The sequence below is a fragment of the Pedobacter cryoconitis genome (assembly GCF_003259615.1).
Lineage (GTDB): Bacteria > Bacteroidota > Bacteroidia > Sphingobacteriales > Sphingobacteriaceae > Pedobacter > Pedobacter cryoconitis.
Window position 1 is genome coordinate 1 of the sequence record NZ_QLLR01000031.1, and the last position, 22,026, is coordinate 22,026.

21 protein-coding genes, 1 tRNA gene and 2 pseudogenes are annotated in these 22,026 nt (G+C 39.9%); 9 read left to right on the plus strand and 15 right to left on the minus strand.

Features of this window, described 5'->3' with window-relative positions:
- Both LY11_RS21785 and LY11_RS21790 read left to right on the plus strand, forming a co-directional pair.
- The coding region (locus tag LY11_RS21785) for a transposase (RefSeq protein WP_146610846.1) at nt 1-337 on the plus strand (337 nt) is incomplete at its 5' end.
- 98 nt (nt 338-435) lie between these two features.
- Nucleotides 436-1,178, plus strand: a pseudogene (locus tag LY11_RS21790) (alpha/beta fold hydrolase).
- Between the two features lie 94 nt (nt 1,179-1,272).
- Here LY11_RS21790 and LY11_RS27120 read toward each other — a convergent pair.
- The 3 genes and pseudogenes from LY11_RS27120 to LY11_RS21805 all read right to left on the minus strand — a co-directional run bounded on the left by LY11_RS27120 (nt 1,273) and on the right by LY11_RS21805 (nt 3,704).
- Nucleotides 1,273-1,845: pseudogene (locus tag LY11_RS27120) on the minus strand (dihydrofolate reductase family protein).
- 117 nt (nt 1,846-1,962) lie between these two features.
- Nucleotides 1,963-2,766, minus strand: a complete 804-nt coding sequence (locus LY11_RS21800) for a helix-turn-helix domain-containing protein (protein ID WP_111635746.1) — start codon at nt 2,764-2,766, stop codon at nt 1,963-1,965.
- Between the two features lie 38 nt (nt 2,767-2,804).
- Nucleotides 2,805-3,704 carry an oxidoreductase gene (locus tag LY11_RS21805; RefSeq protein ID WP_111635747.1) on the minus strand — a complete coding sequence of 300 codons (900 nt, stop codon included), beginning with the start codon at nt 3,702-3,704 and terminating at the stop codon, nt 2,805-2,807.
- A 279-nt stretch (nt 3,705-3,983) separates the two neighbouring features.
- Between LY11_RS21805 and LY11_RS21810 the strand changes: the two genes are divergently transcribed.
- Nucleotides 3,984-4,883, plus strand: coding sequence for an NAD(P)-dependent oxidoreductase (locus LY11_RS21810; RefSeq protein ID WP_111635748.1), 900 nt, complete (start codon nt 3,984-3,986; stop codon nt 4,881-4,883).
- A gap of 10 nt (nt 4,884-4,893) precedes the next feature.
- Nucleotides 4,894-5,421, plus strand: a complete 528-nt coding sequence (locus LY11_RS21815) for a hypothetical protein (protein WP_111635749.1) — start codon at nt 4,894-4,896, stop codon at nt 5,419-5,421.
- A 41-nt stretch (nt 5,422-5,462) separates the two neighbouring features.
- Here the strand turns inward: LY11_RS21815 and LY11_RS21820 are convergent, their stop codons facing one another.
- Complete coding sequence (locus tag LY11_RS21820) at nt 5,463-6,629, minus strand: fatty acid desaturase family protein (protein WP_111635750.1); 1,167 nt, start codon at nt 6,627-6,629, stop codon at nt 5,463-5,465.
- A 268-nt stretch (nt 6,630-6,897) separates the two neighbouring features.
- Nucleotides 6,898-7,278 carry a winged helix-turn-helix transcriptional regulator gene (locus LY11_RS21825; RefSeq protein WP_111635751.1) on the minus strand — a complete coding sequence of 127 codons (381 nt, stop codon included), beginning with the start codon at nt 7,276-7,278 and terminating at the stop codon, nt 6,898-6,900.
- A 127-nt stretch (nt 7,279-7,405) separates the two neighbouring features.
- Between LY11_RS21825 and LY11_RS21830 the strand changes: the two genes are divergently transcribed.
- Complete coding sequence (locus LY11_RS21830; protein ID WP_111635752.1) at nt 7,406-8,410, plus strand: quinone oxidoreductase family protein; 1,005 nt, start codon at nt 7,406-7,408, stop codon at nt 8,408-8,410.
- Nucleotides 8,411-8,591: 181 nt separating this feature from the next.
- The gene (gene pncB, locus LY11_RS21835) at nt 8,592-9,776 is read left to right on the plus strand and encodes a nicotinate phosphoribosyltransferase (RefSeq protein ID WP_111635753.1); all 1,185 of its coding nucleotides are present in this window, start codon (nt 8,592-8,594) and stop codon (nt 9,774-9,776) included.
- Between the two features lie 5 nt (nt 9,777-9,781).
- On the opposite strand, the gene LY11_RS21840 is transcribed toward pncB, so the two are convergent.
- From LY11_RS21840 to LY11_RS21870, 7 genes are all read right to left on the minus strand, one after another.
- Nucleotides 9,782-10,798, minus strand: coding sequence for a YCF48-related protein (locus LY11_RS21840; RefSeq protein ID WP_111635754.1), 1,017 nt, complete (start codon nt 10,796-10,798; stop codon nt 9,782-9,784).
- Nucleotides 10,798-11,229, minus strand: a complete 432-nt coding sequence (locus LY11_RS21845) for a DUF2147 domain-containing protein (protein WP_111635755.1) — start codon at nt 11,227-11,229, stop codon at nt 10,798-10,800. The genes LY11_RS21840 and LY11_RS21845 overlap by 1 nt, the downstream gene beginning before the upstream one ends.
- 130 nt (nt 11,230-11,359) lie before the next feature.
- Entirely contained in the window at nt 11,360-11,566 is a 207-nt protein-coding gene (locus LY11_RS27125) for an aldo/keto reductase (RefSeq protein ID WP_245952857.1), read from the minus strand.
- A gap of 185 nt (nt 11,567-11,751) precedes the next feature.
- Nucleotides 11,752-12,786, minus strand: a complete 1,035-nt coding sequence (locus tag LY11_RS21855; protein ID WP_111635756.1) for an LLM class flavin-dependent oxidoreductase — start codon at nt 12,784-12,786, stop codon at nt 11,752-11,754.
- Between the two features lie 116 nt (nt 12,787-12,902).
- Nucleotides 12,903-13,946: a hypothetical protein gene (locus LY11_RS21860; protein WP_111635757.1), complete on the minus strand. Its 1,044-nt coding sequence runs from the start codon at nt 13,944-13,946 to the stop codon at nt 12,903-12,905.
- Nucleotides 13,947-14,051: 105 nt separating this feature from the next.
- A tRNA-Leu gene (locus LY11_RS21865) sits at nt 14,052-14,135 on the minus strand.
- Between the two features lie 252 nt (nt 14,136-14,387).
- Nucleotides 14,388-15,686: an esterase-like activity of phytase family protein gene (locus LY11_RS21870; protein ID WP_111635758.1), complete on the minus strand. Its 1,299-nt coding sequence runs from the start codon at nt 15,684-15,686 to the stop codon at nt 14,388-14,390.
- 183 nt (nt 15,687-15,869) lie between these two features.
- Here LY11_RS21870 and LY11_RS21875 point away from each other — a divergent pair, with 183 nt between their 5' ends.
- The 3 genes from LY11_RS21875 (at nt 15,870) to LY11_RS21885 (ending at nt 17,167) form a co-directional block, all read left to right on the plus strand.
- A complete protein-coding gene (locus tag LY11_RS21875; RefSeq protein WP_111635759.1) occupies nt 15,870-16,040 on the plus strand; it encodes a DUF2158 domain-containing protein in 171 nt (56 codons plus the stop codon).
- Between the two features lie 189 nt (nt 16,041-16,229).
- Nucleotides 16,230-16,679 carry a hypothetical protein gene (locus tag LY11_RS21880; RefSeq protein WP_111635760.1) on the plus strand — a complete coding sequence of 150 codons (450 nt, stop codon included), beginning with the start codon at nt 16,230-16,232 and terminating at the stop codon, nt 16,677-16,679.
- Nucleotides 16,607-17,167 (plus strand): hypothetical protein, encoded by a 561-nt coding sequence (locus LY11_RS21885; protein WP_170132748.1) that lies wholly within the window; start codon nt 16,607-16,609, stop codon nt 17,165-17,167. The genes LY11_RS21880 and LY11_RS21885 overlap by 73 nt, the downstream gene beginning before the upstream one ends.
- An 81-nt stretch (nt 17,168-17,248) precedes the next feature.
- Here LY11_RS21885 and LY11_RS21890 read toward each other — a convergent pair whose 3' ends face one another.
- The 3 genes from LY11_RS21890 to LY11_RS21900 all read right to left on the minus strand — a co-directional run bounded on the left by LY11_RS21890 (nt 17,249) and on the right by LY11_RS21900 (nt 22,004).
- On the minus strand, nt 17,249-18,109 hold the full coding sequence (locus LY11_RS21890) for a DUF4397 domain-containing protein (RefSeq protein WP_111635762.1): 861 nt from the start codon (nt 18,107-18,109) through the stop codon (nt 17,249-17,251).
- Nucleotides 18,110-18,116: 7 nt separating this feature from the next.
- Nucleotides 18,117-20,885 (minus strand): TonB-dependent receptor, encoded by a 2,769-nt coding sequence (locus LY11_RS21895; RefSeq protein WP_111635801.1) that lies wholly within the window; start codon nt 20,883-20,885, stop codon nt 18,117-18,119.
- Between the two features lie 102 nt (nt 20,886-20,987).
- On the minus strand, nt 20,988-22,004 hold the full coding sequence (locus LY11_RS21900; protein ID WP_211321634.1) for a cytochrome-c peroxidase: 1,017 nt from the start codon (nt 22,002-22,004) through the stop codon (nt 20,988-20,990).
- Between the last annotated feature and the right edge of the window lie 22 nt (nt 22,005-22,026).

Consider the following 22,026-nt stretch of genomic DNA (forward strand, 5'->3'; position numbering starts at 1 on the left):
AGATCTGTTATTTGAGCGTTATCCGGATCTGAAGCAGGCCTATGATTTAAGTATGAACCTTAGCAATATCTTTGAAAAAACTACCGATAAAGTGTATGGTTTGGCCAGGCTGGCCAGATGGCACGAAAAGGTAAGGCAAGCGCGATTTAAAGCTTTTAATACCATTTCAAGAACCATTGAAAATCACTATCAAACGATCTTGAATTATTTCGACAACAGATCTACCAATGCTTCTGCCGAAGCTTTCAATGCCAAACTCAAAGCTTTTAGATCCCAATTCAGGGGGGTGAGAAATATCGAATTTTTCTTGTACAGACTATCTCAGATTTACGCCTAACTTAATTCAGCCCCACAAGTTTTGGTATTGATCCAGAATCAGCAACATTTGATTAATGTAAATCATATCAAATGAGAAAATTAACTTTTGGGCTGGTCATGCTTGCGCTAACCACCATTTTCAATACTGGTCTTGTGAGGGCACAACAACCTGCCGGTATCAAAAACATAGTCCTGGTGCATGGTGCGTTTGTGGACGGGTCGGGCTGGAAATCAGTTTATGACATCCTGGTTAAAGATGGGTATCATGTAAGTGTTGTCCAGCATCCTTTAACTTCTTTTGATGGAGATGTCTCAGCAGTTAAACGCGTGCTTGCTTTGCAGAATGGCCCTTGTATTTTAGTTGGACATAGTTATGGCGGTGCAATAATTACTGTGGCAGGTAACGACGAGCATGTTCAGGGACTGGTATATATTGCTGCACATGCTCCGGCCGACGGAGAAAATGAAGCGGCAAATGGAAAGTTATATCCTTCAGCTTATAAGTCTCTTAAAAAGGGAGCAGATGGTTTCGATTATATCGATCCTGCAAGTTTTCCCGCCGATTTTGCAGCAGACGTTCCGCTGAAAGAAGCAAAGTTCATTGCAAATTCACAAATGCCTGTAGCAGATTCGGCTTTCATGCAGTGATCAGAAATCCTGCCTGGAAAACCAAGCCAAGCTGGTATATGATTGCTAAAGCTGACCGGATCATCAATCCTGATCTGGAACGGATGTATGCGAAAAGAGCAAATAGCGAAACGGTAGAAATAGAAGGTGCCAGTCATTCAGTTTTTATGTCACATCCGCAGGAGGTGGCTAAATTGATTATCATGGCAGCTGAAAAAGCTGGTAAGCCCTGATTAATTAGTGAAGCTCCATGAAATTCATGGAGCTTCACTAATTAATGTACAGATCAGTTGATCCAAACGGTTGAATATTTTGATTTCTGAGCTCTTATAGCTTTTCGTAACGTAAACAGGCCACCCCGGAAGAAAAAGTAATGTTATTGATAAGTTTAAGTTGAGTGGCCTCTTTTACGGCACTGAATAATGGAATTCCCTGGCCTAAGATAACAGGATTTACAAATAGCAAAAATTCATCTATCAAATTTTCCTGTAAAAGTGAATGTACAGCTCCCGGACTTCCGATCATTAGAATATTCGTTCCTCTCTGCTCCTTTAATGTTTTAATTTTTTCAGCTGGCTGACTACTGATAATCATGGTGTCAGGAAGCTCCTGCCCTGCCAAAGTCTTTGATAAAATAACTTTGGAAACTTTATTATACTATGTGGAATGTTCAATATCATGTTTGGAAGCTCCGGGCTTGCCGGCTGCTGCTGGCCAGTAGTTTTCCATCATCTGATAGGTAACCCGTCCATACAAAGCAGTATCTGCCAGGTTCGTTTGCTCACCTATGTAATCAAACATCTCTTCATTTATATGAATCCAGTCCATTTCGCCATTTGGCCCTGCTGCAAAGCCATCTAGTGTGATATGTATCAATAATACTATTTTTCTCATTGTCATTTTTTTTAATGGAATAAATTTACAAAGGAAAGCTTATTCCATTCGGGTGTATACGCGCCATTTAAAGGGGGCGATATACACCCGGATTGTGACAGGTCAACTGGCTGATTTCTGTTATTATAATCTTGAAGGTGCCATTCCGTATTTCTTCTTAAAAGCGAAAGAGAAATGGGAAAGATCCTCAAACCCGACTTCCAGGTAAACATCTGAAACTGCTTTTCCTTTTTCTTTAATCAAATGATAAGCTTCCTGTAGTCTTCTTTGCTGTAGCCACCTGCTTGGGGGGATTTGATAAAGTTTCTCAAAGTCTCTTTTAAAGGTAGCCAGGCTTCTTCCGGTTAAATAAGCAAACCGTTTCATTTCCACATTGAAGTGAAAATTCTTATTCATAAAGACCTCCAGATCTATTTTTCCTGGTTCTGTAAAGTCAAATAAGGTATCAGCCAGTTCCGGATTAGTTTGCAGCAGGATCAGTATGGCCTCTCTTAATTTTAAGGACAAGAGTTTTTGATTCTCTGGTTGTTTGAATTGATAAGGAACAAGAGAATCCATATAACTTTTATAGATCGGATCTGGTTTTAATTCATGGATCACTTCACTATCATGTTTATGAACCTTATCATAACCATACTCTATACTAAAGTCACGGAGCATCTGCTGATCAAGACGAATAGATATTGACCTGAATTCCCCGTTCTCTGGTGGTATTTTAGTGAATTTAACCAGGTTGTTCCTTTTACAGAACCGAAAGTCGCCTTCGTTAAAAACATGCGATTGATAACCATCATCGATATGAAGAGTGCCCGATATTTGATAAGTAAAGATATGTTCAGGTACAAACTGCTCCCCTTCCCTGCTTTTGGCAAAGTAGCAGGAATAGAGTATCTGGGTCAATTTATTATCTTCTTCTTTCTGGAACATATCAAGCTCAAATATATAGGATTAAACAGGCTATTCGCTTATGCTTTTTTCAACAGTGTTTTTCCTTCTTCAGTTTCCAGAAAATTTACAGCGTCTGCATGGTCTGTTGAAACAGATACTGGTATCCACTCTTCAAATTCTGCCATTTTCAAAGCTTCAGCATGTTTTACGAGTCCCACGGCTTCGCTGCCCAAAATCAAATGTACAGGTGGCTTCGGATGTTCAACCAATTCAATCATTACCTTTGCAGCTTTGTCAGGATCTCCCATGGGCACAAAATTACCTGCTTTAAAAAGTCCGGCAATTTGATCGACAGTAGATTCATAACCCTCTACTCCCTGCGCATAACTCATGGAATCACCAGCCCAGTCTGTACGGAATCCTCCTGGCTCAACGCTGGTTACATAAATTCCCAAGTGAGCAACTTCCTGAGCCAGCGCTTCACTAAACCCACCTAAACCAAATTTAGCAGCCTGATAAATCGTCAGTCCAAAATGACCAACTCTTCCTCCTACAGAACTGATCTGAAGAATCCTTCCTGAGCGTTGTTTGCGCATATAGGGCAAAATAGCACGGGTAATAGCAATAGGTGCATTTAAATTAGTTTCCAGCTGACTGCGTACTTCCTGGTCGGTAAATGCTTCAGCAGCTCCGGTAATTCCGAAACCAGCATTGTTTACCAATACGTCAATATGGCCAAAATGCCCGATAGCCGCTTTAACTGCCCGGTTAATTTGCTCCTGATCTGTGACATCCAGCTTTACGGTATAAAGCTGATCGGGATATTTTGCCAGAAGATCATTTAATTGTTCTGGGTTACGGGCTGTTGCGACTACATTAGCTCCATTTGCGAGCACACTTTCTGTCAGGTTTCTTCCTAATCCTCTAGAACTTCCGGTAATAAACCAAACTTTTGGGGTTGTTGCTGAATTTGTCATTGTCTATGATTTTTTGTTGAGCTAAAGTTCGGAAGTATTCACGTAACGGGTTTTGTTGTAAAGCTCAATTTTCATTTGTTATAAAGCTCAGCCTAAAAAATGAGCAGGCAACCTGAATTTGTGACTTTAATTTGATTTGTAGTAAGGCAGTGACTGTTATTCACTTACCAGTAAACCGCGCGATTTTTATAAACGGGCTCTGCTTCTTTTTGTTTAACTTATATCTTAATGATTACAATTAATATATATTCGCATTTCTGATAATTAATTAACAATAACATGCAATTTGAAAAGATAACCATTATAGATAGCTGCGGTCTGACTAAAGAAATCATAGAACAGCTTACTGCTTTATCAAAAAATAAAATCAGCATATATAATGATTATCCTCAGGATGATGCTGAAACGCTTGCCCGTATCGGGGATTCAGACTGTGTACTGGTAAGCTGGCAAACAAAAATTACAGCAGAAATCATTGCGCAGACTTCCCATTTAAAATACATCGGTATGTGCTGCAGTTTGTATGACGAGGCTTCTGCAAATGTCAATATTATAGCCGCCCGCGAAAAGGGTATCCAGGTTAAAGGAGTTAAGGATTATGGGGATGAGGGTGCGGTGGAATTTATATTTGCACAACTGATTTTCCTGCTGAAAGGTTTACTTAAGGCCAGATGGAAGGATGAGCCCGTGGAATTGAAAAATAAAAGTATAGGGATTATTGGTCTTGGAACATTAGGGCTGATGGTCGCACAAACTGCACAACATTTCGGAATGCAGGTATTTTATTTTAGCCGCAGCAGAAAATATGAGCAGGAAAAGAATGGGATTACTTTTTTACCGCTGCAAGAGTTAATGGAATCTTGTGATATTATTTCAACACACTTACCAAAAAACACCATTGTACTTACAGAACGGGAATTTAAGTTAAAGAAACCAAATTCAATTCTTGTCAATACATCTTTAGGTGTACCTTTTGAGAAGCAGGCTTTTCTAAACTGGATCGCAGATGCTCAGAATTTTGCCATCTTCGATGCGGATGGTGTGGGAGATTTTGCAGCAGAGTTTGCGGAACGTGATAATATCATTTTATCAGATCAGTTTGGAGGGTTTACTTTTGAAGCAAAACAAAGGCTCTCAGAGAAGGTTCTTGTGAATATAACCAATTACCTGAATAGCTAATAACTCTGTGATGCACGTACTTAAAAGACTTGTATTCTGGACTTCGATAACAGCCATTGTTTGCTGGGTAATTATAGCATTGTTCGGAAAGATTATTCCACTGGAACTGAAGATCGGAAAAAGCGGAAACTTTCATCAGCTGTTTGTATTCTACGGATTACAAACAGCTGTAATGTTTACTTTAACAGGCACGCTAAAAAAAACAGACAATAAAAAGTTATTGTCCGGAAAAATAGCTTTAACTGTCGTGACTGCATTCGCTGCTACCTTTCTGGCCTTTATAACGGTTTTTTCAGGCATGTGCAGCTGGAGTACCGAGCATACTTTATTTGAACAAAAAGATAGTCCGGGTACTCAAATAGTTTTAAGAAGAAAAGGCTGTGGTTCTGATCAAAAGAGCTACCCTGTTTATAAGACTTCTAAAGTTGTTTATATCACTTCAGATTTGTTCTGGATAAAAGATATAGATACCAGCCAAATAGATAAAAGTTTGTGGAAACGGGTTTTGATCCCGGTTAGCGAAAGAGCACCCCGGTAGATCAGTTAAAATTCACAGCTATATGACCAGGTTCACTAGTTTTAAAGCACAACCACAACAGTTTCAGAAGCAATCACAACAGTTTCCGGAACGATATAAACTTCCCTGTTAATATTTTTATTCGTTTGATAGGTTTCTTTTCCCAGTCTCCGCAGCGTTCGGTAATGAGATTGCAAAGCACCAGTAAAAGTGATACTTTCTATATAAGGAAGGTTAAATTCTTTAGCAGTTTCTTTAACGATCAGTCCTATTGCAGGGTAATGAATGTGACAGATCTTCGGAAAAAGGTGGTGTTCTATCTGACGGTTTAACCCTCCGCATAAGAATGCTGCCGTTTTACTCCCTCCGGCAAAATTCGCTGTCGTCCTCATTTGATGTGCGGCCCAGGCTTCTTCCATATTCCCTTCTTCATTCGGTAAAGGAAAATCTGTTCCCTCTACGACATGTGCCAGTTGAAATACAAGGCCAAGTACTAAACCCTGAGCAAGTTGCATAGCCAGAAAACCAATTACAAATTGTCCAAAGGTAATTGGCATAACCAGTAAAGGCAATGCGATAAAAAGGAAGTAATAGATCGCTTTATAGCCGAAAAGTTTGTAATATTCAACCCGTGGATGAACTACAGTATGCTCACCGATTTTATGCTGAAAAAACTTCTTATAATCTTTTCTGAAAACCCATGATAACATAGAAAAGCTATACAGTATAAAAGCATAGTAATGCTGATAACGTTGTAATTTATTAACAGTTTCTGTATCAGAAAACCGGATCAGCCCCGGCGCAACATCAATATCCTCATCATGACCTGCAATATTTGTATAGGTATGGTGCACAATATTATGGCAAATATTCCATACGTAGGGACTGGCACCAATGAGATTAAATACGAAACTGAAGATCTTGTTAACAGTGGCATTGCCTGAAAAGGAATTATGGATGGCATCATGACAGATATTAAATCCAACAAATGCTCCGGATACGCCCAATAACATTGCTGATAACAATAAGATTGGCAGACTGAGATTAGCGAATAAAATCAACAGGTATAAGACTGTTAAGACTGTTAAAAAGAATGCGGCTTTAAACCACATGGCTCCATTTGCATGAATAGAAATGTTATTTGCTGTAAAATAAGTATCTACTCTTTTCCGTACCGTACTATAAAATGCAGACTGATTGGTATTGATAAACTTGACTTTTTTAGTCATCCTGTGTGTTTTCCCCGCTTCGACTTTAAGAGTCTGTTTATGTATTGTTGTAAATTATTATGCTACTAGTTATCTTTCCTTATGGTACTAGCTATATTCATGGCGCTAATGGCTATATTCATAGTATCACTGGCTATATTTTGCTGTAAATATAGCGCATGCCTAAACCTTGCCTTGTTAAGGCATCTTTATCTTTCAGTACAAAAATCTTGTTGTTTTATAGCCGGCCCTGCAGATTCTCTTGCACAAGACTATAACGATAAAGTTACTATACAAGTATATCTTCCTTAATTTTCTCGCGATGATCCAATCCCCATTGGACTAATATATCAGTAACGGGAATGAGACTTTTACCATATTCAGTCACTGCATAATCAATTGTAACCGGCCTGGTATCCTGAATGGTCCTGGTAACCATTAAATTAAGTTCAAGGTCTTTTAATTCTTTTGATAACATTTTTGCAGAAATCCCATTGATCTCCCGCTGAATCTTCTTGAAATGATTATTTTCTGAAGTCCTGTTTGTCAGGTACCGCATAATTAATAACTTCCATTTCCCTCCTAATATCTCTATACTATCACGCATGGCTGTGAGTTCTTCCTGACAACTTGCTTCACGTACATTTCCTTTATTTTTTACGGTGCCCATTTCCTACTGGTTTAATTGAGGTAACCAGTTACCTGTAGTTAACTAATAGCAAATATAAACTATTGACCAATTAAATTAGCCTTCGTGTTTGAACAAGTTCATCACTGATCATTTAAATTCAAATTATATGAAAGCGATTCTATTAAAAGATTTTGGAAGTACTGATAATTTCATCCTTGAAAATAACTATGAAGTCCCTGAGCCCGGGGAACATGAGGTGCTGGTTAAAATTAAAGCGGCAGCTTTTAATCCCTTTGATTATCAGATGAGACAAGGCAAAACAGAAAGAAAGCGGATGCACTCCCCTATACTGGGGCGCGAGTTTTCTGGTGTTATCGTTAAAACGGGTAAACTAACGGAACGCTTTAAAGTAGGTGACGCGGTATTTGCTGCTTCTGGTAGTATGGGGTCAAATGGTACTTATGCTGAATATATCACTGTGCCGGAATTGTTATTAGTGCATAAGCCTGAGCAATTGACTTTTGAAGAGGCGGCAGCGATTCCAAGTGCTTCTTTAACTGCTTTTCAATGCTATAACCGGCTGGGTATCCAATTCAATGATTCAATTTTCATTACCGGAGCTGCTGGTGGTGTAGGTATGGTCCTCGTTAAAATACTGATTGCCAAAGGTTATCAAAAAATCATAGTAACTGCAGGTAATGAAGAGAGTAAAAGCCAATTGCTTAGGGCGGGATTAAAAGAAGCTCAGCTTATTGATTATAAAGTGGAACATCTTTCGCAGGTTGTTATTGAGCGTAATGAAGGTCATTTGTTTCAGCATTGCATAGACTTGGTAGGTGATCAAATGTCTGTGATTTGCGCGCAGGTAATTGCAACAAATGGCACTTATACTGACGTTACTGCATTAACTACCGCACATGCAAGGGAAGAATTGTTTCACAAAGGAGCAGTTCTGGTGAATATTTCCAACTATGCGTATTCCCTGGATAAGAATTATAGTTATTATGGCGACAGCCTGAGCAAATTTATACAGCTGATGTCTGCGCTGTCTCTTAGCCCACCCGCGATAAAGATTGCAGGTTCATTAAGTGTTGAAACAGTTAAAAAAGCACATCAGCTTTTGGAAGACAACCAAACCAGGGGCAGAAAGTTAGTGATGCAGATCGATTAATCTTATCAGTAGCAGAACATATCAAAATATATAATAAGTAAAAAAATCCCCTCACTATACTAAAAATATCCTGTCACAAATACCAAAGGTTTTATTAGCTGCCAATTAAATCTATATTTAAGGCTAATCAATCAGCTACTGGCTCGAATTGTGTTAAGTTAACGATGATTAGCCTTATGATATGACTATACAACCTGTTACTTCAATTGTGTCCATCCTTGATAACGACTTTTATAAGTTCACCATGCAACAGGGTGTTATACGTTTGTTCCCTTATGCCAAAGTGCGTTATAAATTTATAAACCGCGGAAAACATTCCTTTCCAGCAGGGTTTGGCGATGCACTGCGTAAAGCGGTTAATGAAATGCCAGCGCTGCGGTTAACCCGTGAAGAGAAGAAATTCTTACAGGTAAACTGTCCTTATCTTGATCCGTTATACCTGGATTTTCTCGAGGGCTATCGTTATCAACCGGATGAAGTACATATTGAACAAGTCGGTGATCAGTTAGAAATACATATTGAGGGCTTATGGTATCGCGCTATTTTATGGGAAGTTCCAATTATGTCCCTGATCTGCGAGCTGTTCTATGAACTGACTCATGCAGTTAGGATCAGCAATGAGGAAGTAATTGAAAGGACGAAGGAGAAGATTGAGAATTACCGCGATCTTGGCGTTACAGTTGCTGAATTCGGTACACGCCGCAGGTATTCTTATGCCATTCACCGCTTAGTATTGCAAACTTTGCAGCAATATGGGGAGGGATCTTTTATTGGAACCAGTAATGTGCATATGGCAATGGTCCATCAGACCAAGCCAATTGGTACACATGCGCATGAATGGTTTATGTTCCATGCGGCACGTTATGGTTTTAAAATGGCCAATTCGTTAGGTTTAGAGCATTGGGTACAGGTTTTCCGCGGAGATCTGGGGATTGCTTTATCTGATACCTATACGACTGATGTATTTTTCAGACAGTTTGACAAGATGTTCTCCAAGTTATTTGACGGGGTAAGGCATGATAGTGGTGATCCGCTGTTGTTTGCTGATAAAGTGATTGCGCATTATGAGCTGATGGGTATAGATCCACAGACTAAAACTATCATTTTTTCTGATGCACTTAATTATGAGAAGGTAGCCAGAATTGCTGGTCATTGCCGTAACCGGATTGGTATATCCTTCGGTATTGGGACCAACCTGACTAATGACGCTGGCCCTGAACCCATGAATATCGTGATTAAAATGACACAGGCTCAGCCTCAGAATGAGCAGTGGACAGATGTAATCAAATTATCTGATGAACATGGGAAGTATACGGGCACAGAGAAAATGATCACGCTCGCGAAAGAGATCCTTGAAATTGATTAGCAAACTTATTTAATTTTCAAACTGTATATCAATCCCTTACCACCGGCAAGTAAAATTAGTTTGCCGTCTTTTGCTTTCTGAATCACATTAAAGCTTTCTTCAGAGATATGGTACCAGTTCATGCCTGCGTCTCTGGAAACATCTGTTCCGGAAGTACCAGTCGCAAAACAGGTTTTATCATCATACCAGATCACACCCGAACGGAAACCGAAAACAGGTCTGGATGGTTTTGACCATGATTTCCCCCCGTCACTGGTGAGTAAGACGTTATTTGTATTTTCTTTATCCTTTTCATAGTCACCGCCAACAACTATCCCCTGATTTTCATCGTAGAAGTCTATGGAGAATGCTCCGGTAGTACTTTTTCCGCGTAAGATCGGGCAATCATACTTTTTCCAGCTCAGCCCATAGTTATCAGAAGCATATATATTTGATTTTGTGCCCCCTGTAACTATCCAGACTTTTCCTCCGGCCATGGTCTTAATTCCAGTGCCGCTTGCAGCAAAACCAGCTTCTCCTGGTGCTGTAGTCTGTTTTAACCTGGCAGACACATCTTTCCAGTTACATCCTCCATCATCAGTAATAAGCAGTTGTAAGTGGTTTTGAATGGGATCACCGAAGATGATCCCATGTTTTTTATCCCAGAATGACATCCCATCAAGGAATATCGCAGAATCCGGGTTTTTATAAGTTTCAGTCCAGCTTTTCCCTCCATCTTCAGTCCGAAGAATATAGGCCGGGGAACCTGCATTAACAATTACTGCATGGTTTTTATCAAAGGCTTCAATATCCCTGAAATCGAGTTTCTCATAACCTTTAGGTTTTGTCCATGTCCACTCCTTACCTCCGTTTGTGCTTCTGCCGATAAATCCGTTACTTCCACTTACCCAGGCAATGCTGTCAGAAACGACAGACATTCCTCTGATACTGGTATTGGTTCCAGTACTAACGGTACTTAGTTCATAGGTTTGTGAAAAGACAGAAAAGGGCGTTAGCAATAAAAGGTACAGGAATATTCGCATTATTTAACTTTTTTCCAGACTTCAGATCTTCCAATAATTGAGATACCGATATACCCGCGCATATTCAAATCACCGTTGTCTTTAAGATTCATATTACAGCTATAGGTTTTACCCGATTTAGGGTCATAGATTTTTCCGTCAGTCCATTTACCATCCTCAAAAACAAAGTCTTTAAGCATTTCCATTCCTAGTATAGGTCTTGACTTCAGGTTGGCATCAGGATTTTTAATATCCGTCTTTGCATTGCCTTTTTCATCTTTTGGGGCCTTTAGCCATACAATCTTACCGAAATATTTAGACTCTTTTTTAAAAATCTCTACATGTGCCTCTCCAGTGGAGTTAACCCACTGACCAAGAATAGCATCTTTGTTTTGTGCAAAACCAGTAAAGGAAATTGCCGTAATCAGTAAAAGCAGCGAAATGTATCTCATAAGTTTATATTTAGTTTAGGCTAATTTACAAATTACACCTAGTAAACAACTATGGTTTTCATTGGTTTTTTGTTTTTCTTCATTTTATTGAGCCAACCAATTACCAACCATAGTTGTGTTAACCGGAATATTATCCTTTATAAAATTCTGGCAAAGGGTTTAATTGCAAACTCTGTCTTTGATGCCAGTAAGGATAAATAGGTTCCAATTTACTTGCTTCGTCCAGTTTTTTAACCTGTTCTGTAGTCAGGTTCCAGCCAACTGCTTCAAGATTTTGTTTCAGTTGTTCTTCATTTCTTGCGCCGATCACAATATTTGAGACGGTAGGACGCTGCAATAACCAGTTCAGTGAAACTTGTGCAATAGTTTTACCAGTTCTTCAGCTACTGCGTCAAGGGCATCCATAATCGTGTACAAACGTTCTTCATCTAAAGCCGGGCCATGACCGCCTCCTTGTTGTAACACGGTTATTTTCAGGAAGTGGCTGATTGCGTCTGTATTTGCCCGATAAACGGCCTGAAGCTAATGGGCTCCATACAATCCTTTCATCAATTCTGCAAAAAGCTTGTACGAACGCACTCTTGCCTCATGTTCAAAAATGTGAGAAGTAACCATGATCTCATCGACTCCGGTCTGTTTAATGAAAGATTCCATATCTTCTTTGATAGTTTCAGGACTACCAAAAAACGAACAGGCTATCATTTGATTCACTGCTTCTTCCTCATAATCAGTCCAGACATTATTCATGTTGTCTACCGGTGGTTGTAATAACTCCAGCTTACCAGTCACCACGCCCATAAAGAACCGTTTTAAAGAAGTTGCCAGTCTGTCTGCTTCAGCATCTGTATCTGCGGCAATTACATTGACACAGGAAATTACATAAGGTGCTTTAAGATGTTCAGAAGGCTTAAAATTCTGACGGTAGAGGTTGATTGCGGTCAGGAACTGCGCTGGGGCAAAGTGGCTTGCGAAAGCATAGGGAAGCCCCATAGCCGCAGCTAAGCGGGCACTGTCAGTACTTGAACCCAGTACCCAGATTGGAATATCCAGTCCTTCACCCGGAATTGCTCTGACACGGCTGTTTGCATTATCTGCAGAGAAAAAGGTTTGTAGTTTGATAATATCTTGCGGGAAGTCATGTACTGCGTTAAACCGTTCGCCTCTGATGGCCATGGCAGTAGTTTGATCAGTACCCGGTGCACGGCCAAGCCCTAAATCTATTCTTCCTGGATATAAGGAGGCTAAAGTTCCAAACTGTTCAGCAACGATTAACGGAGAGTGATTAGGCAGCATAATTCCGCCTGATCCTACCCGGATAGTCTTGGTATTCCCTGCAATATGCCCGATCAGCAGAGAAGTTGCTGAGCTGGCCACACTAATCATATTGTGGTGTTCTGCCAGCCAATACCTGGTATAACCAAATTTCTCTGCATTTTGCGCCAGATCAACGCTATTACGAAAAGTATCAGCAGGTGTTTTTCCTGCAACTACTGTTGCCAAATCTAATACTGAATATGGGATACTTGATAGTTTCTTTTGATGTGTTTCATTTACCATTATGGAGCTCTCTATAAGACAGGATATTTTACCTGTTTTATAAAATTAGAGATTAGTAATGGTAAACATAACCGCTACAGAAAGATTTGACTTTACATACAGAAGTGTTGTAAAGCTTAAATGGATAAGCGGTCTAATTCTGCAAGTATCCATTTGCCATTAATCCAGTAACCAGAGAACTGAATAGTATCTTCCCCATTTTCAATTTTAAATTTAACGGTTACCTCTAAACTAATCTTACCTGCAGCATACAGGTCGTTATCATAATTCCCAATCTTATAGCTTACTGATTTATTTTTACTGATCGCGTATTTAGTATCTTCAAGATAGCTGGATACCGAACTAATATCATTTAATATTTCACTATAGTATTGTTCGGGATGATTTTTCATCAGTCCCTGGATATTTTTTAATATTTCTTTCTCCTGAGCACCCGGCGAGCCTTTTAATTTATTAGCTGCCATTTGCAGAATATCTGATCGGAAATACTGGATAAAATCTGCTTCTGAAAGCAGGTAAGGAAGCTCTTTTACAGCAGTATGTGCAGCCATATCGTTTAACACTGCATCGACAAAAACCTTAGGGTCTGAAAGACAGGTTCCTGCTGTTAGCCAATGGTTATCTTTGATGGAATGAGCTGTTGAATAGACGGGTAATGCGTTTGTTGCAACTGGCTCTTCGTTCCCGATCACAGGTTCAAAACCAATCTTATTACTCTCTGCAGTCTTAAGCTCAAAGAAATTGTCTTTCACGGATGTTAGCAGCCAGTGGTCATCCTGTTTCAATAAATCCAGTCTGATAGCCAGTGTATCAGCAGCATGTTTAAAGGCAACATATAAGGTGAGCCTGTCTGGTGTCTGGGAATTATCCAGAACCTCGTTAGTGGAGAAGTAACTGTTATAAAAGGTTGTATTTTCCGGAGTAATGTTCTTGGTTTTCGCTTTATTCAGAAGTTTATTCCAGGCATTGATCAAAAGAGGTGCTGCTGATGGCTCGTCTGGAAAAATCGGTGTTTGACTAAGATCTTCTTTATTTAAGAAGGCAGCTGCCAGTTCTCTGCCGAGAGAGTCAGGCATTACTTTACAAGTTACTTGTCCGGTTACCTTGATAGTGCAAATCAGACAGATGATAACCAATACTATTGTCTTTCTCTTAAGCATATGATGATAGTTCTTATGATATTTTATGACAGCAAAGATGCTGTTAAAAAACAAAAAAGCCTGTAAACTTTCGGTTTACAGGCTATAATGAGCTTGATATTGGTGTGCCCGAAGAGAGACTCGAACTCTCAAGGATCTTACTCCAACGGCTTCTGAGACCGCAACGTTTACCAATTTCGCCATCCGGGCATTAAAATTCTGGATATCCGCTCTGTGGCGACAAATGTAGCATTATTTCTGAAATGATATAAAATATTCAACAAATTTGTTCAAGTTTTACAGGAAGAAGTCCTAACAGTAAATCCTTTTAAATAACCAGATTTAAAAGGATCAAAGACAAAGATCAGGCTACAAATCAGATAATCTGATAATTACAAATAGGCCTCTTGCCTTAAAGGCAAGAGGCCTATTCCTTTTTTCAGTTAAAAATATAGCTGATAATTATAATTTAATCTTTACAAAATATAACCTGTTACGGTCAACTGTCTTTGTAGCTGGTAAGATCTTAGGTGCAAATGAACCTTTATCTCCCGGAATTACCCCAAAATCATCGTCATTGGAAATTACTAAAGTGTTTCCATTCACTAAGGCCATTCCTTCTGCTTTATCATGCGGATAAATGGACGGTAAATCCTTTAATAAGTCAAGCACAACTGTTTTGCTGACAGGAACTATGCCTGCTGTCTGAAGACCTGCCAGATCTTTTAATTGTTCAGGAGTTTTACCCCCAAATAATTTGCCTGCTGCACTATTAGCCGCATCAGAAATATCGGTTGCCTGAGAAAGATCAATCTTAAACACTTTTTTGAAAGTCGCCGGATTAAGTGATGCCCCACCATAATCCCCATCCCTTTCAAGGGTTAAAAATGTAGTACTGCTCACTGCCAGAATATCACTGACTCCTGTTAATGAGGCATTATCCTGTAAGTAAACATATTGTTTTGTAGCACCAGTAGCGATGTCAAAAGTTAAAATACGCAGCACAACCGATCCCTTTACTTCTGCTTTAGATGGATTGAACATTGGCGACTGCATGATACCCACTAAAGTTTTCCCATCGGGGGTTATGGTTAAACCCTCCATACCACGGTTTGGTTTACGCCTTGCCAGTACCGCAGGAAGTTTACGCCCACCTGTACCATCCCCAAATGGATTTATCCGCTCAATGGTCTTTCCAGACGGATCAAAGTGAACCAGGTGAGGCCCATATTCATCGCTCACCCAAAAACTGCCGTCAGCCGCACGAACTAATCCTTCGGAATCAAGCCCATCTATACTTGGCGCTAAAACTACACCATTAAGATCAATAGCCGTTTCTTCAGTAGAGCCGGCACCTGGCAGATTTGGCAAACCGTTTAAGTTGATTCCGGCAGCATTTTTCAATAGTATAGTTTGCTCTAAAACCAGCTTTCCTTCTTTCAAACGGAATTTACCTATCTGAGGCGTAAAGTCAGGTTTACCGAATATTTTCACATTATCTGTCGGCCCATCTGCATTAGGACCACGATCGGTGAGCATATAAAAAACTGCAGGATCATTCGGATCGGCTGCTACAGCAGATCCAAAGCCTCCGTTATAAACTTTTACGCCATTTGCGGCAGTCATCAATACTGCAGGGTCTGAGGCTTCGGCCATATCGGGATAGGTCATATTTCCGGTACTTGTTTCTCCATTATTCTTTTTACAAGAATATAAGGACACTGTAAGGATGAGGCAGGATGACAGTATAGCTTTTTTCATAAATTGTTTAGGTATATTTTACAAAAAAATGAATATACTGTCAACTCAGTGTTAACTCAATATTGTTTCCTTGTGCTATTACTATTTCAAAATTGTATAAGTATTTGATTAATAATACAGGAATACTATATTTTCAGTAGAAATTACCTATACTCGTAATATCAAATATTAAAACTGAATCCTATGGCAAAATTTAAAACGGGCGCAATTGTAGCGCTAAAATCGGGCGGACCGAATATGACTGCGGGTCCTTTAACAGAAATAGATTATGTGACCTGTTTCTGGTTTGATCAGAACCAAGCCCTTCAGAGCGTCACTTTACACGAAGACCTGTTAATTGAAGCTACTGCCTAAAGATAAAGCCCCTCACTAACCTACCTGGCCAATGAGGGGCTTTATCTTTAGGTAAAAGCGCTGATCCATACAACAATCTTAACTGCTTCAGCTTCACTGTTCCATAGCCTGACTGATATTGCTTGTTTCTGATTTTATTTATATTAACTAAATTCAGCCACGAATTCAAGGCACTTTAACGTCCTACCTATGACAAAACTTCTGAAAACAATCTTTGCAATCGTATCTATTGCAATTATTTCCTCTTGCAGCACGACCAAAAAGACAACGATGAATACCAGGTTGCAGAGTTTTAAATACAATTATTGTGCGCCAAATATCCCCTACCTTCAACATGAAATCCTTTGGAAGGACTCCGTAAAAGTTGACTTGTCAAGAACTGGTATTTCTTCCCATGATCAGTTCCTTTGCCAGATCTTAGGGATCAGCAGTACAATCAATGACCTGTGGGCAATGAAACAGCATACCAAGGAATCTGTTTCCGCACAAGTACTGCTCAGGCAAAAAGTAACCAGTAGAATATTACTTGCACAGACTCAATTACAAGCAGTAGCTGCTGAACTGGATTGCGAGGGGAGCGTGCTGATATGGCTGCGGCTTATCTGGATGGTATTAACAGTAAAAGAAATACCAGGCTAACTGTAGGCTCTGTGATTATAGGGGCATTAACCACTGTTGCTACAGCAGTTATCACTAAAAACAGCGTGCAAACTGCCGTTGGTATAGGTGGCGGTTTAACAAGTGCGGGTTTGGGTGCGCTGACTATAAATCCTAAAGGAAAACAGCTGGAGTTTGAACATGATCACAATCTGTTACGTACAATCTGGTCTGAGCCCAAAACGAATACAGATTATCCTGAGTTTGTATGGTCGATGCTCCATGAAAAAAGCTTCAGTAATAAAGGGGATGTAACCCTTTCTCAAAGTATCAAAAACAGGTGGATACAGTTTGAGTTTGATGGTCACATTGATCAGGATCAGGAAACTTTATTATTTGGTAAAGGCGGTTATTATCGTTCCGATGATTTACATACACGTGCAACAATGATTAACCAGTTGCAATCCACAATTCGTTCGCTTAATCAGGATTTAACAAGTCTGATTGCCTTTATTGCACAAATGGATTAAATCTTCTGAATTGATACTTTATGCCCGCTTTCAAGAATATCAATTCAGAAGATTTTCAGCTTAATTCTGTGCAATTCCAGCTCAGTTATGCGTAATTATTGTAGCAGTAAGTTCCGGCTGGCCACTAATCAGGCCGTTAACAAACAAGGTATAAATCTTACCATTCTCCAGTACAATACCTGTTAATGTATTACCGGTCACAGGTACTACCCCCTGATCCGCTGATTTTTTAAGCTGGAAACTAAGATTTGTACCTGCATCTACTTCTTTAAAAGGTCCTAAAGTTTTCCAGGTAAGACCACTAATTACCGCTGGTGATTTCCCATTCGTGTATGGAATAATTACCTGATCTCCAAAATTTCCATAACTAACGCCTTTAAAAACAACTGCTCCATCGGTATATAAAAAATCAAGGGAAGGAGCATCGGGAGAGAAATTAGCAAACCTGATCTTTGCCTTACCCGGCGAAGGAAGGGTCAGATCATCATAAACCAAAATCAAGCTGTCTATGTTATTTGGATTTAAAGTGCTTGTCAGACGTTTTTTAACGGTAAACAAACTGTGTGCGAAATCTGCAATAGGCCCGTTAGGACCTGAAAAAGAGGCCGTATTACTTTCCTGTACAAAATTTGCGCTCCCACCAAAAACGTAAGAAGCTTTATAAGAAGTATTCGTGCCTTCAGTCACGTTATACTGAACCTTTCCAAACTGAGTGTCCAGGTAAGCAGAAGCTGTATTTCTGGACAATAAAGCCGGGGTAACTTTTCTGGTGAAGTCCCAGAAATTCACAGCAACAGGTGAAAGCCGTGCATTGACAAATTTAACTTTGGCACTCAGCGGAGGCCGGTCACCCGCATCAACATCCAGATAGTCTGCTTTATGGCAACCAGAGAATAAAATTATAGTGAGTATAACAATTAGGTTTAAGGTTGATTTCTTCATGATCTTATTATTTAAAAGTAGCTGATAACCTGATAAATGGCTGATTACCTGTAGTTGTACCTGCCTGGCTGGCACTTGGAGCCTGTGTTCTGGTAATATTACTTCCTGGCGCTGGAATAGAATAATCGCCTAGTACATTGAATAAATTGTTTACCCCAATAGTTGCCTGCAATTCAGGAGTAATCCGGTACCCGGCTGAAAAGTCTGTAATCCAGACCGGGCTGAAGTCCTGATAGTAATAGTCTGGCTGAGGGAAATTAGCATTGAGCTGACTGACAGAGGTCACCTTACCAAAGTATACTGTTCTGAGCAGCAAATTGATCTTTTTATAATTATAAGTACCTTGTAAAGTGACTTTTGTAGCAGGAATACTGGAAGTTACCCGGGCTTTTTCACTTTCATCAAAAATAATATAACGATAAGCCTCCAGTCCTTTAGGGGTATTTACTTTAGTCAGCCTGGTTTGCTGAAAATTACCTCCGGCTAAAAAAGCGGCGCTTGATCCATCAGGCAATAAAAATTTATAACTCCCTGTAAATTCAATTCCTTTGGTTCTTGTACTGAACGAGTTATAAAAAAACTTGGCCTGTACAGTTCCGGTTTGTATAAATAAGGCTCTTACATCGGCGGGCAAATTCGTATCTGTCGCAGAAAAACGACCCGTGTTCCCTACCCTGTCTTTAATATCAATTTGATAAGCGTCAAGTGTCAGCTCTATATTTTGTAAAGGTTGTGAAGTCAGACCTGCTGAATATCCTTTAGATCTTTCCGGCTGAAGGGCCGGTATGCCAAGCGCTTTAGTAGCAGGGTTTACATTATTTGCAGTCACCTGATCAATTGCTACCCCATTCTGGAAAGTCGTAGAGGTTTCTGTATAATAAAACTGAGCCAAGTCAGGAGCTCTGAAACCTGTGTTATACCCTCCTCTTACAGCCAGCCATTTGGCAAAGCTATAACGTGTTGCTGCTTTAAAAGTGCTTACACTTCCGAAATCAGAGTAATTTTCGACACGGAAGGCACCAGAAACCAGCCATTTATTGGTGACATTCAATTCCAGATCAGCATAAGCAGCAGAAATCGAACGTTTTACATCAACAGCATTACCGGGCCGGAAACCCGCATGGATTTGTGAACCCGGAGATAAGCCGTTCAGAGGGGTACTGCCGATATTATTAAAATATGGAATACCTCCAGTGGTATACTGCACGTCATATATCGGGCTCAAATCTGCTTTGGAATAAGAACTCTCCTCCCCTGCTTTAATCTGATAAGTTTCTACTCTATATTGCCCGCCGAAAGCCACGTTTAAACCACTCAATACCTGGGAGAATCTTCTTGTAAAATCAATACTGCCACTATTTTGTGAGGCGTTATAACTGCCTGCATTAAATGTCCTTGGTGTTTTTTGCCCCAGACTGGCATTTAAAGAATTGGTAATGATATTATCAAAAGCATTTCTTCCGTAAACATTGGATACATCCACATTCCACTCTTTTATTTTCCCTTTCACACCAACAGCAAATGACTGGTCTGTGATAATGTTATCCATAGCGGGCAGAAATCCATCGGGATAAACAAAAGTATTATTCCGCTCTGTCCAGCCTGGCAATCTGTAGACTGCAGTAAACTGGGAATTGCGGTGACTGATCCCTCCGAAAGAATAGATCTCAAATCCATCTTTCAAAGGGATAGCCGCATTAAAAGAGAGCAGGCCGTCAATAGCTTTATTGGTAGATCCGCGCTGATCAAAAAAGTGACGATCAATTCCTCTTGCAGCCAATATAGCATCATCAATTTCTTTGGTATAAATCTGATCAAAACCCCTGGTATTAGCTCCGCCACCATAAGCAGGGCCTATATAAATTCCATCCGCGTTTTTTCCTGCAGGCAATGAAACTGCTTGTGTTGCATATTCTCCGGTTACATTAAAATAGCCTTTAGCTCCCAGTTTAACACCAAAATTAGCATTGGTCCGGGTCGTTAAGCCGTCTCCTCTGCCACGTATACTTCCAATGGTACTCACAGTAAGCTGGTCAACATTGCTTTTCAATACGATATTAATTACACCAGCAATGGCATCAGAACCGTACTGTGCTGCTGCACCATCCCTCAATATTTCGATTCTTTCGATTGCTCCCACAGGAATTGAATTCAGATCATAACCCGTTGCTCCGTTACCTAATCCTCCCCAGCTGATGTTCGAGCTTTTATGTCTCCTTTTTCCATTAACCAATACCAATACCTGGTCTACTCCCAATCCTTTCAACTGAACAGTAGAGGTTGCTGAAGCGGCATCACCACCACCAGAAACCGAAGAATGAAAAGATGGGGAAACGTATTGGAGTAATTGCGTAACGCTGGATTGAGGAGCGTATTCCTGTAAGGATTTCAGATCAATAATATCGACCGGGACCGGGGAGTTTAATTTGGTTCTGTTTGCACTGCGTGAACCTACAATCTGTAATTCATTAAGATTATTATCAGCTTGTTCCAGGTTGATATTAAATGTGGCAGATTTTCCAATTTCCACTTCCTGGGTTTTATAACCGATATAGGAAATGACCAGAAATCTTCCATTTTTAACTGGTATTTTAAAAGATCCGTCTTTCGCAGAGATCGTAACCCCATCAAGCCCTTTGATCTGAATAGAAACACCAGGCAGAGGCAGCTGATCTTCTGCGGAATAGATAATGCCACTGATTGTTCTTTGCTGTGCAAATGTATTTGGGGAGATCAGCACGCCCAGAAGAAAAAATAAGAGTAAAGTTTGGTTCATGTATTTATTTAATTTGGACATAACAATGGCCGTTCACAGTCAAAAAAGACTGTAAATCAGCACATCAAAAGAATAATTTGGTTTATTTCAAGAGCGTTTGCCTCATGGTTTCTTCTTTATAAATCTGTCATCAGTTAATGAAATCAGGAATGACTCGAGGTCAGTAATTTCATCTTCAGCTAATCCCAGGGGTTTACTTAAGGACAGATCTCTATTTTTACCATCTTTGATGATCATATCAGGATTATTATAATATCTGATTACATCTTTCAAAGTTTTAAACATCCCATTGTGCATATAAGGGGCTGTTAGGGCTACATTTCTTAATCCTGGTATTTTGAAATGCCCTTTATGCTCCGGATTTTTGGTCACTTCATACCGGCCGGCATCTTTAAGCTCATTCTCATTGAATAACCCGATGCCTTTAAATCGATCAGCAGTAAAATCTTCCCCGGAATGGCAGTTGTTACAATTTGCTTTTCCGATAAAGAGCAGTCTTCCACGTTTAGCAGAAGCAGAAATGGCCTGATCATCACCATTGATATAGCGATCATAAGGACTGTTGGCAGTTTCCAGCGTTCTTTCATAGGCAGCAATAGCCAATAATAGATTTTTTTCAGTTGGCGGGCTATTGAAGATTTTTTGAAACAACGCTGTATAAGTCTGATCTGCTTTCAGCCGATCAACCGCTTCAGCGATAGGGAGATTCATTTCAACCGGATTAATTATAGGCTGAAGCGCTTGCTCCTCCAAAGAAGATACCCTTCCGTCCCAGAACAGCGTCGGGCGACCAGAAAGATTAGTTATAGATGGAGAGTTCCTTGTTCCTTTTGTACCGCCAACACCCAGGCTCACTGCTGAAGTATCTGCAAATGCGAATTCGGGTTTATGACAGGATGAACAGCTGATGGACTTATCTTTGGAGAGTACCGGGTCAAAAAAAAGTTTCTCTCCAAGCTTTTCTTTACTATTAATGACCGCAGGATCATCTGCTCCAAAGCCAGCAAGAATAAATACCAGGAAACTCATGAGCAGAAAAACGTTTATTTTAACGGGGATCATCAGCATATCATTCTTATTTCTATTTACAAAAGATAAAGGAGGATAAAATCTATCCATCCTTTATCAGTCAAAACATGGG

Excerpts from the sequence above, each read along its gene's own strand:
- LY11_RS21800 (WP_111635746.1), bottom strand. The coding sequence starts at position 2,766 with ATGTTCCAGAAAGAAGAAGATAATAAATTGACCCAGATACTCTATTCC.
- LY11_RS21805 (WP_111635747.1), bottom strand. The coding sequence starts at position 3,704 with ATGACAAATTCAGCAACAACCCCAAAAGTTTGGTTTATTACCGGAAGT.
- LY11_RS21810 (WP_111635748.1), top strand. The coding sequence starts at position 3,984 with ATGCAATTTGAAAAGATAACCATTATAGATAGCTGCGGTCTGACTAAA.
- LY11_RS21815 (WP_111635749.1), top strand. The coding sequence starts at position 4,894 with ATGCACGTACTTAAAAGACTTGTATTCTGGACTTCGATAACAGCCATT.
- LY11_RS21820 (WP_111635750.1), bottom strand. The coding sequence starts at position 6,629 with ATGACTAAAAAAGTCAAGTTTATCAATACCAATCAGTCTGCATTTTAT.
- LY11_RS21825 (WP_111635751.1), bottom strand. The coding sequence starts at position 7,278 with ATGGGCACCGTAAAAAATAAAGGAAATGTACGTGAAGCAAGTTGTCAG.
- LY11_RS21830 (WP_111635752.1), top strand. The coding sequence starts at position 7,406 with ATGAAAGCGATTCTATTAAAAGATTTTGGAAGTACTGATAATTTCATC.
- pncB (WP_111635753.1), top strand. The coding sequence starts at position 8,592 with ATGACTATACAACCTGTTACTTCAATTGTGTCCATCCTTGATAACGAC.
- LY11_RS21840 (WP_111635754.1), bottom strand. The coding sequence starts at position 10,798 with ATGCGAATATTCCTGTACCTTTTATTGCTAACGCCCTTTTCTGTCTTT.
- LY11_RS21845 (WP_111635755.1), bottom strand. The coding sequence starts at position 11,229 with ATGAGATACATTTCGCTGCTTTTACTGATTACGGCAATTTCCTTTACT.
- LY11_RS21855 (WP_111635756.1), bottom strand. The coding sequence starts at position 12,786 with ATGGTAAATGAAACACATCAAAAGAAACTATCAAGTATCCCATATTCA.
- LY11_RS21860 (WP_111635757.1), bottom strand. The coding sequence starts at position 13,946 with ATGCTTAAGAGAAAGACAATAGTATTGGTTATCATCTGTCTGATTTGC.
- LY11_RS21870 (WP_111635758.1), bottom strand. The coding sequence starts at position 15,686 with ATGAAAAAAGCTATACTGTCATCCTGCCTCATCCTTACAGTGTCCTTA.
- LY11_RS21875 (WP_111635759.1), top strand. The coding sequence starts at position 15,870 with ATGGCAAAATTTAAAACGGGCGCAATTGTAGCGCTAAAATCGGGCGGA.
- LY11_RS21880 (WP_111635760.1), top strand. The coding sequence starts at position 16,230 with ATGACAAAACTTCTGAAAACAATCTTTGCAATCGTATCTATTGCAATT.
- LY11_RS21890 (WP_111635762.1), bottom strand. The coding sequence starts at position 18,109 with ATGAAGAAATCAACCTTAAACCTAATTGTTATACTCACTATAATTTTA.
- LY11_RS21895 (WP_111635801.1), bottom strand. The coding sequence starts at position 20,885 with ATGAACCAAACTTTACTCTTATTTTTTCTTCTGGGCGTGCTGATCTCC.
- LY11_RS21900 (WP_211321634.1), bottom strand. The coding sequence starts at position 22,004 with ATGGATAGATTTTATCCTCCTTTATCTTTTGTAAATAGAAATAAGAAT.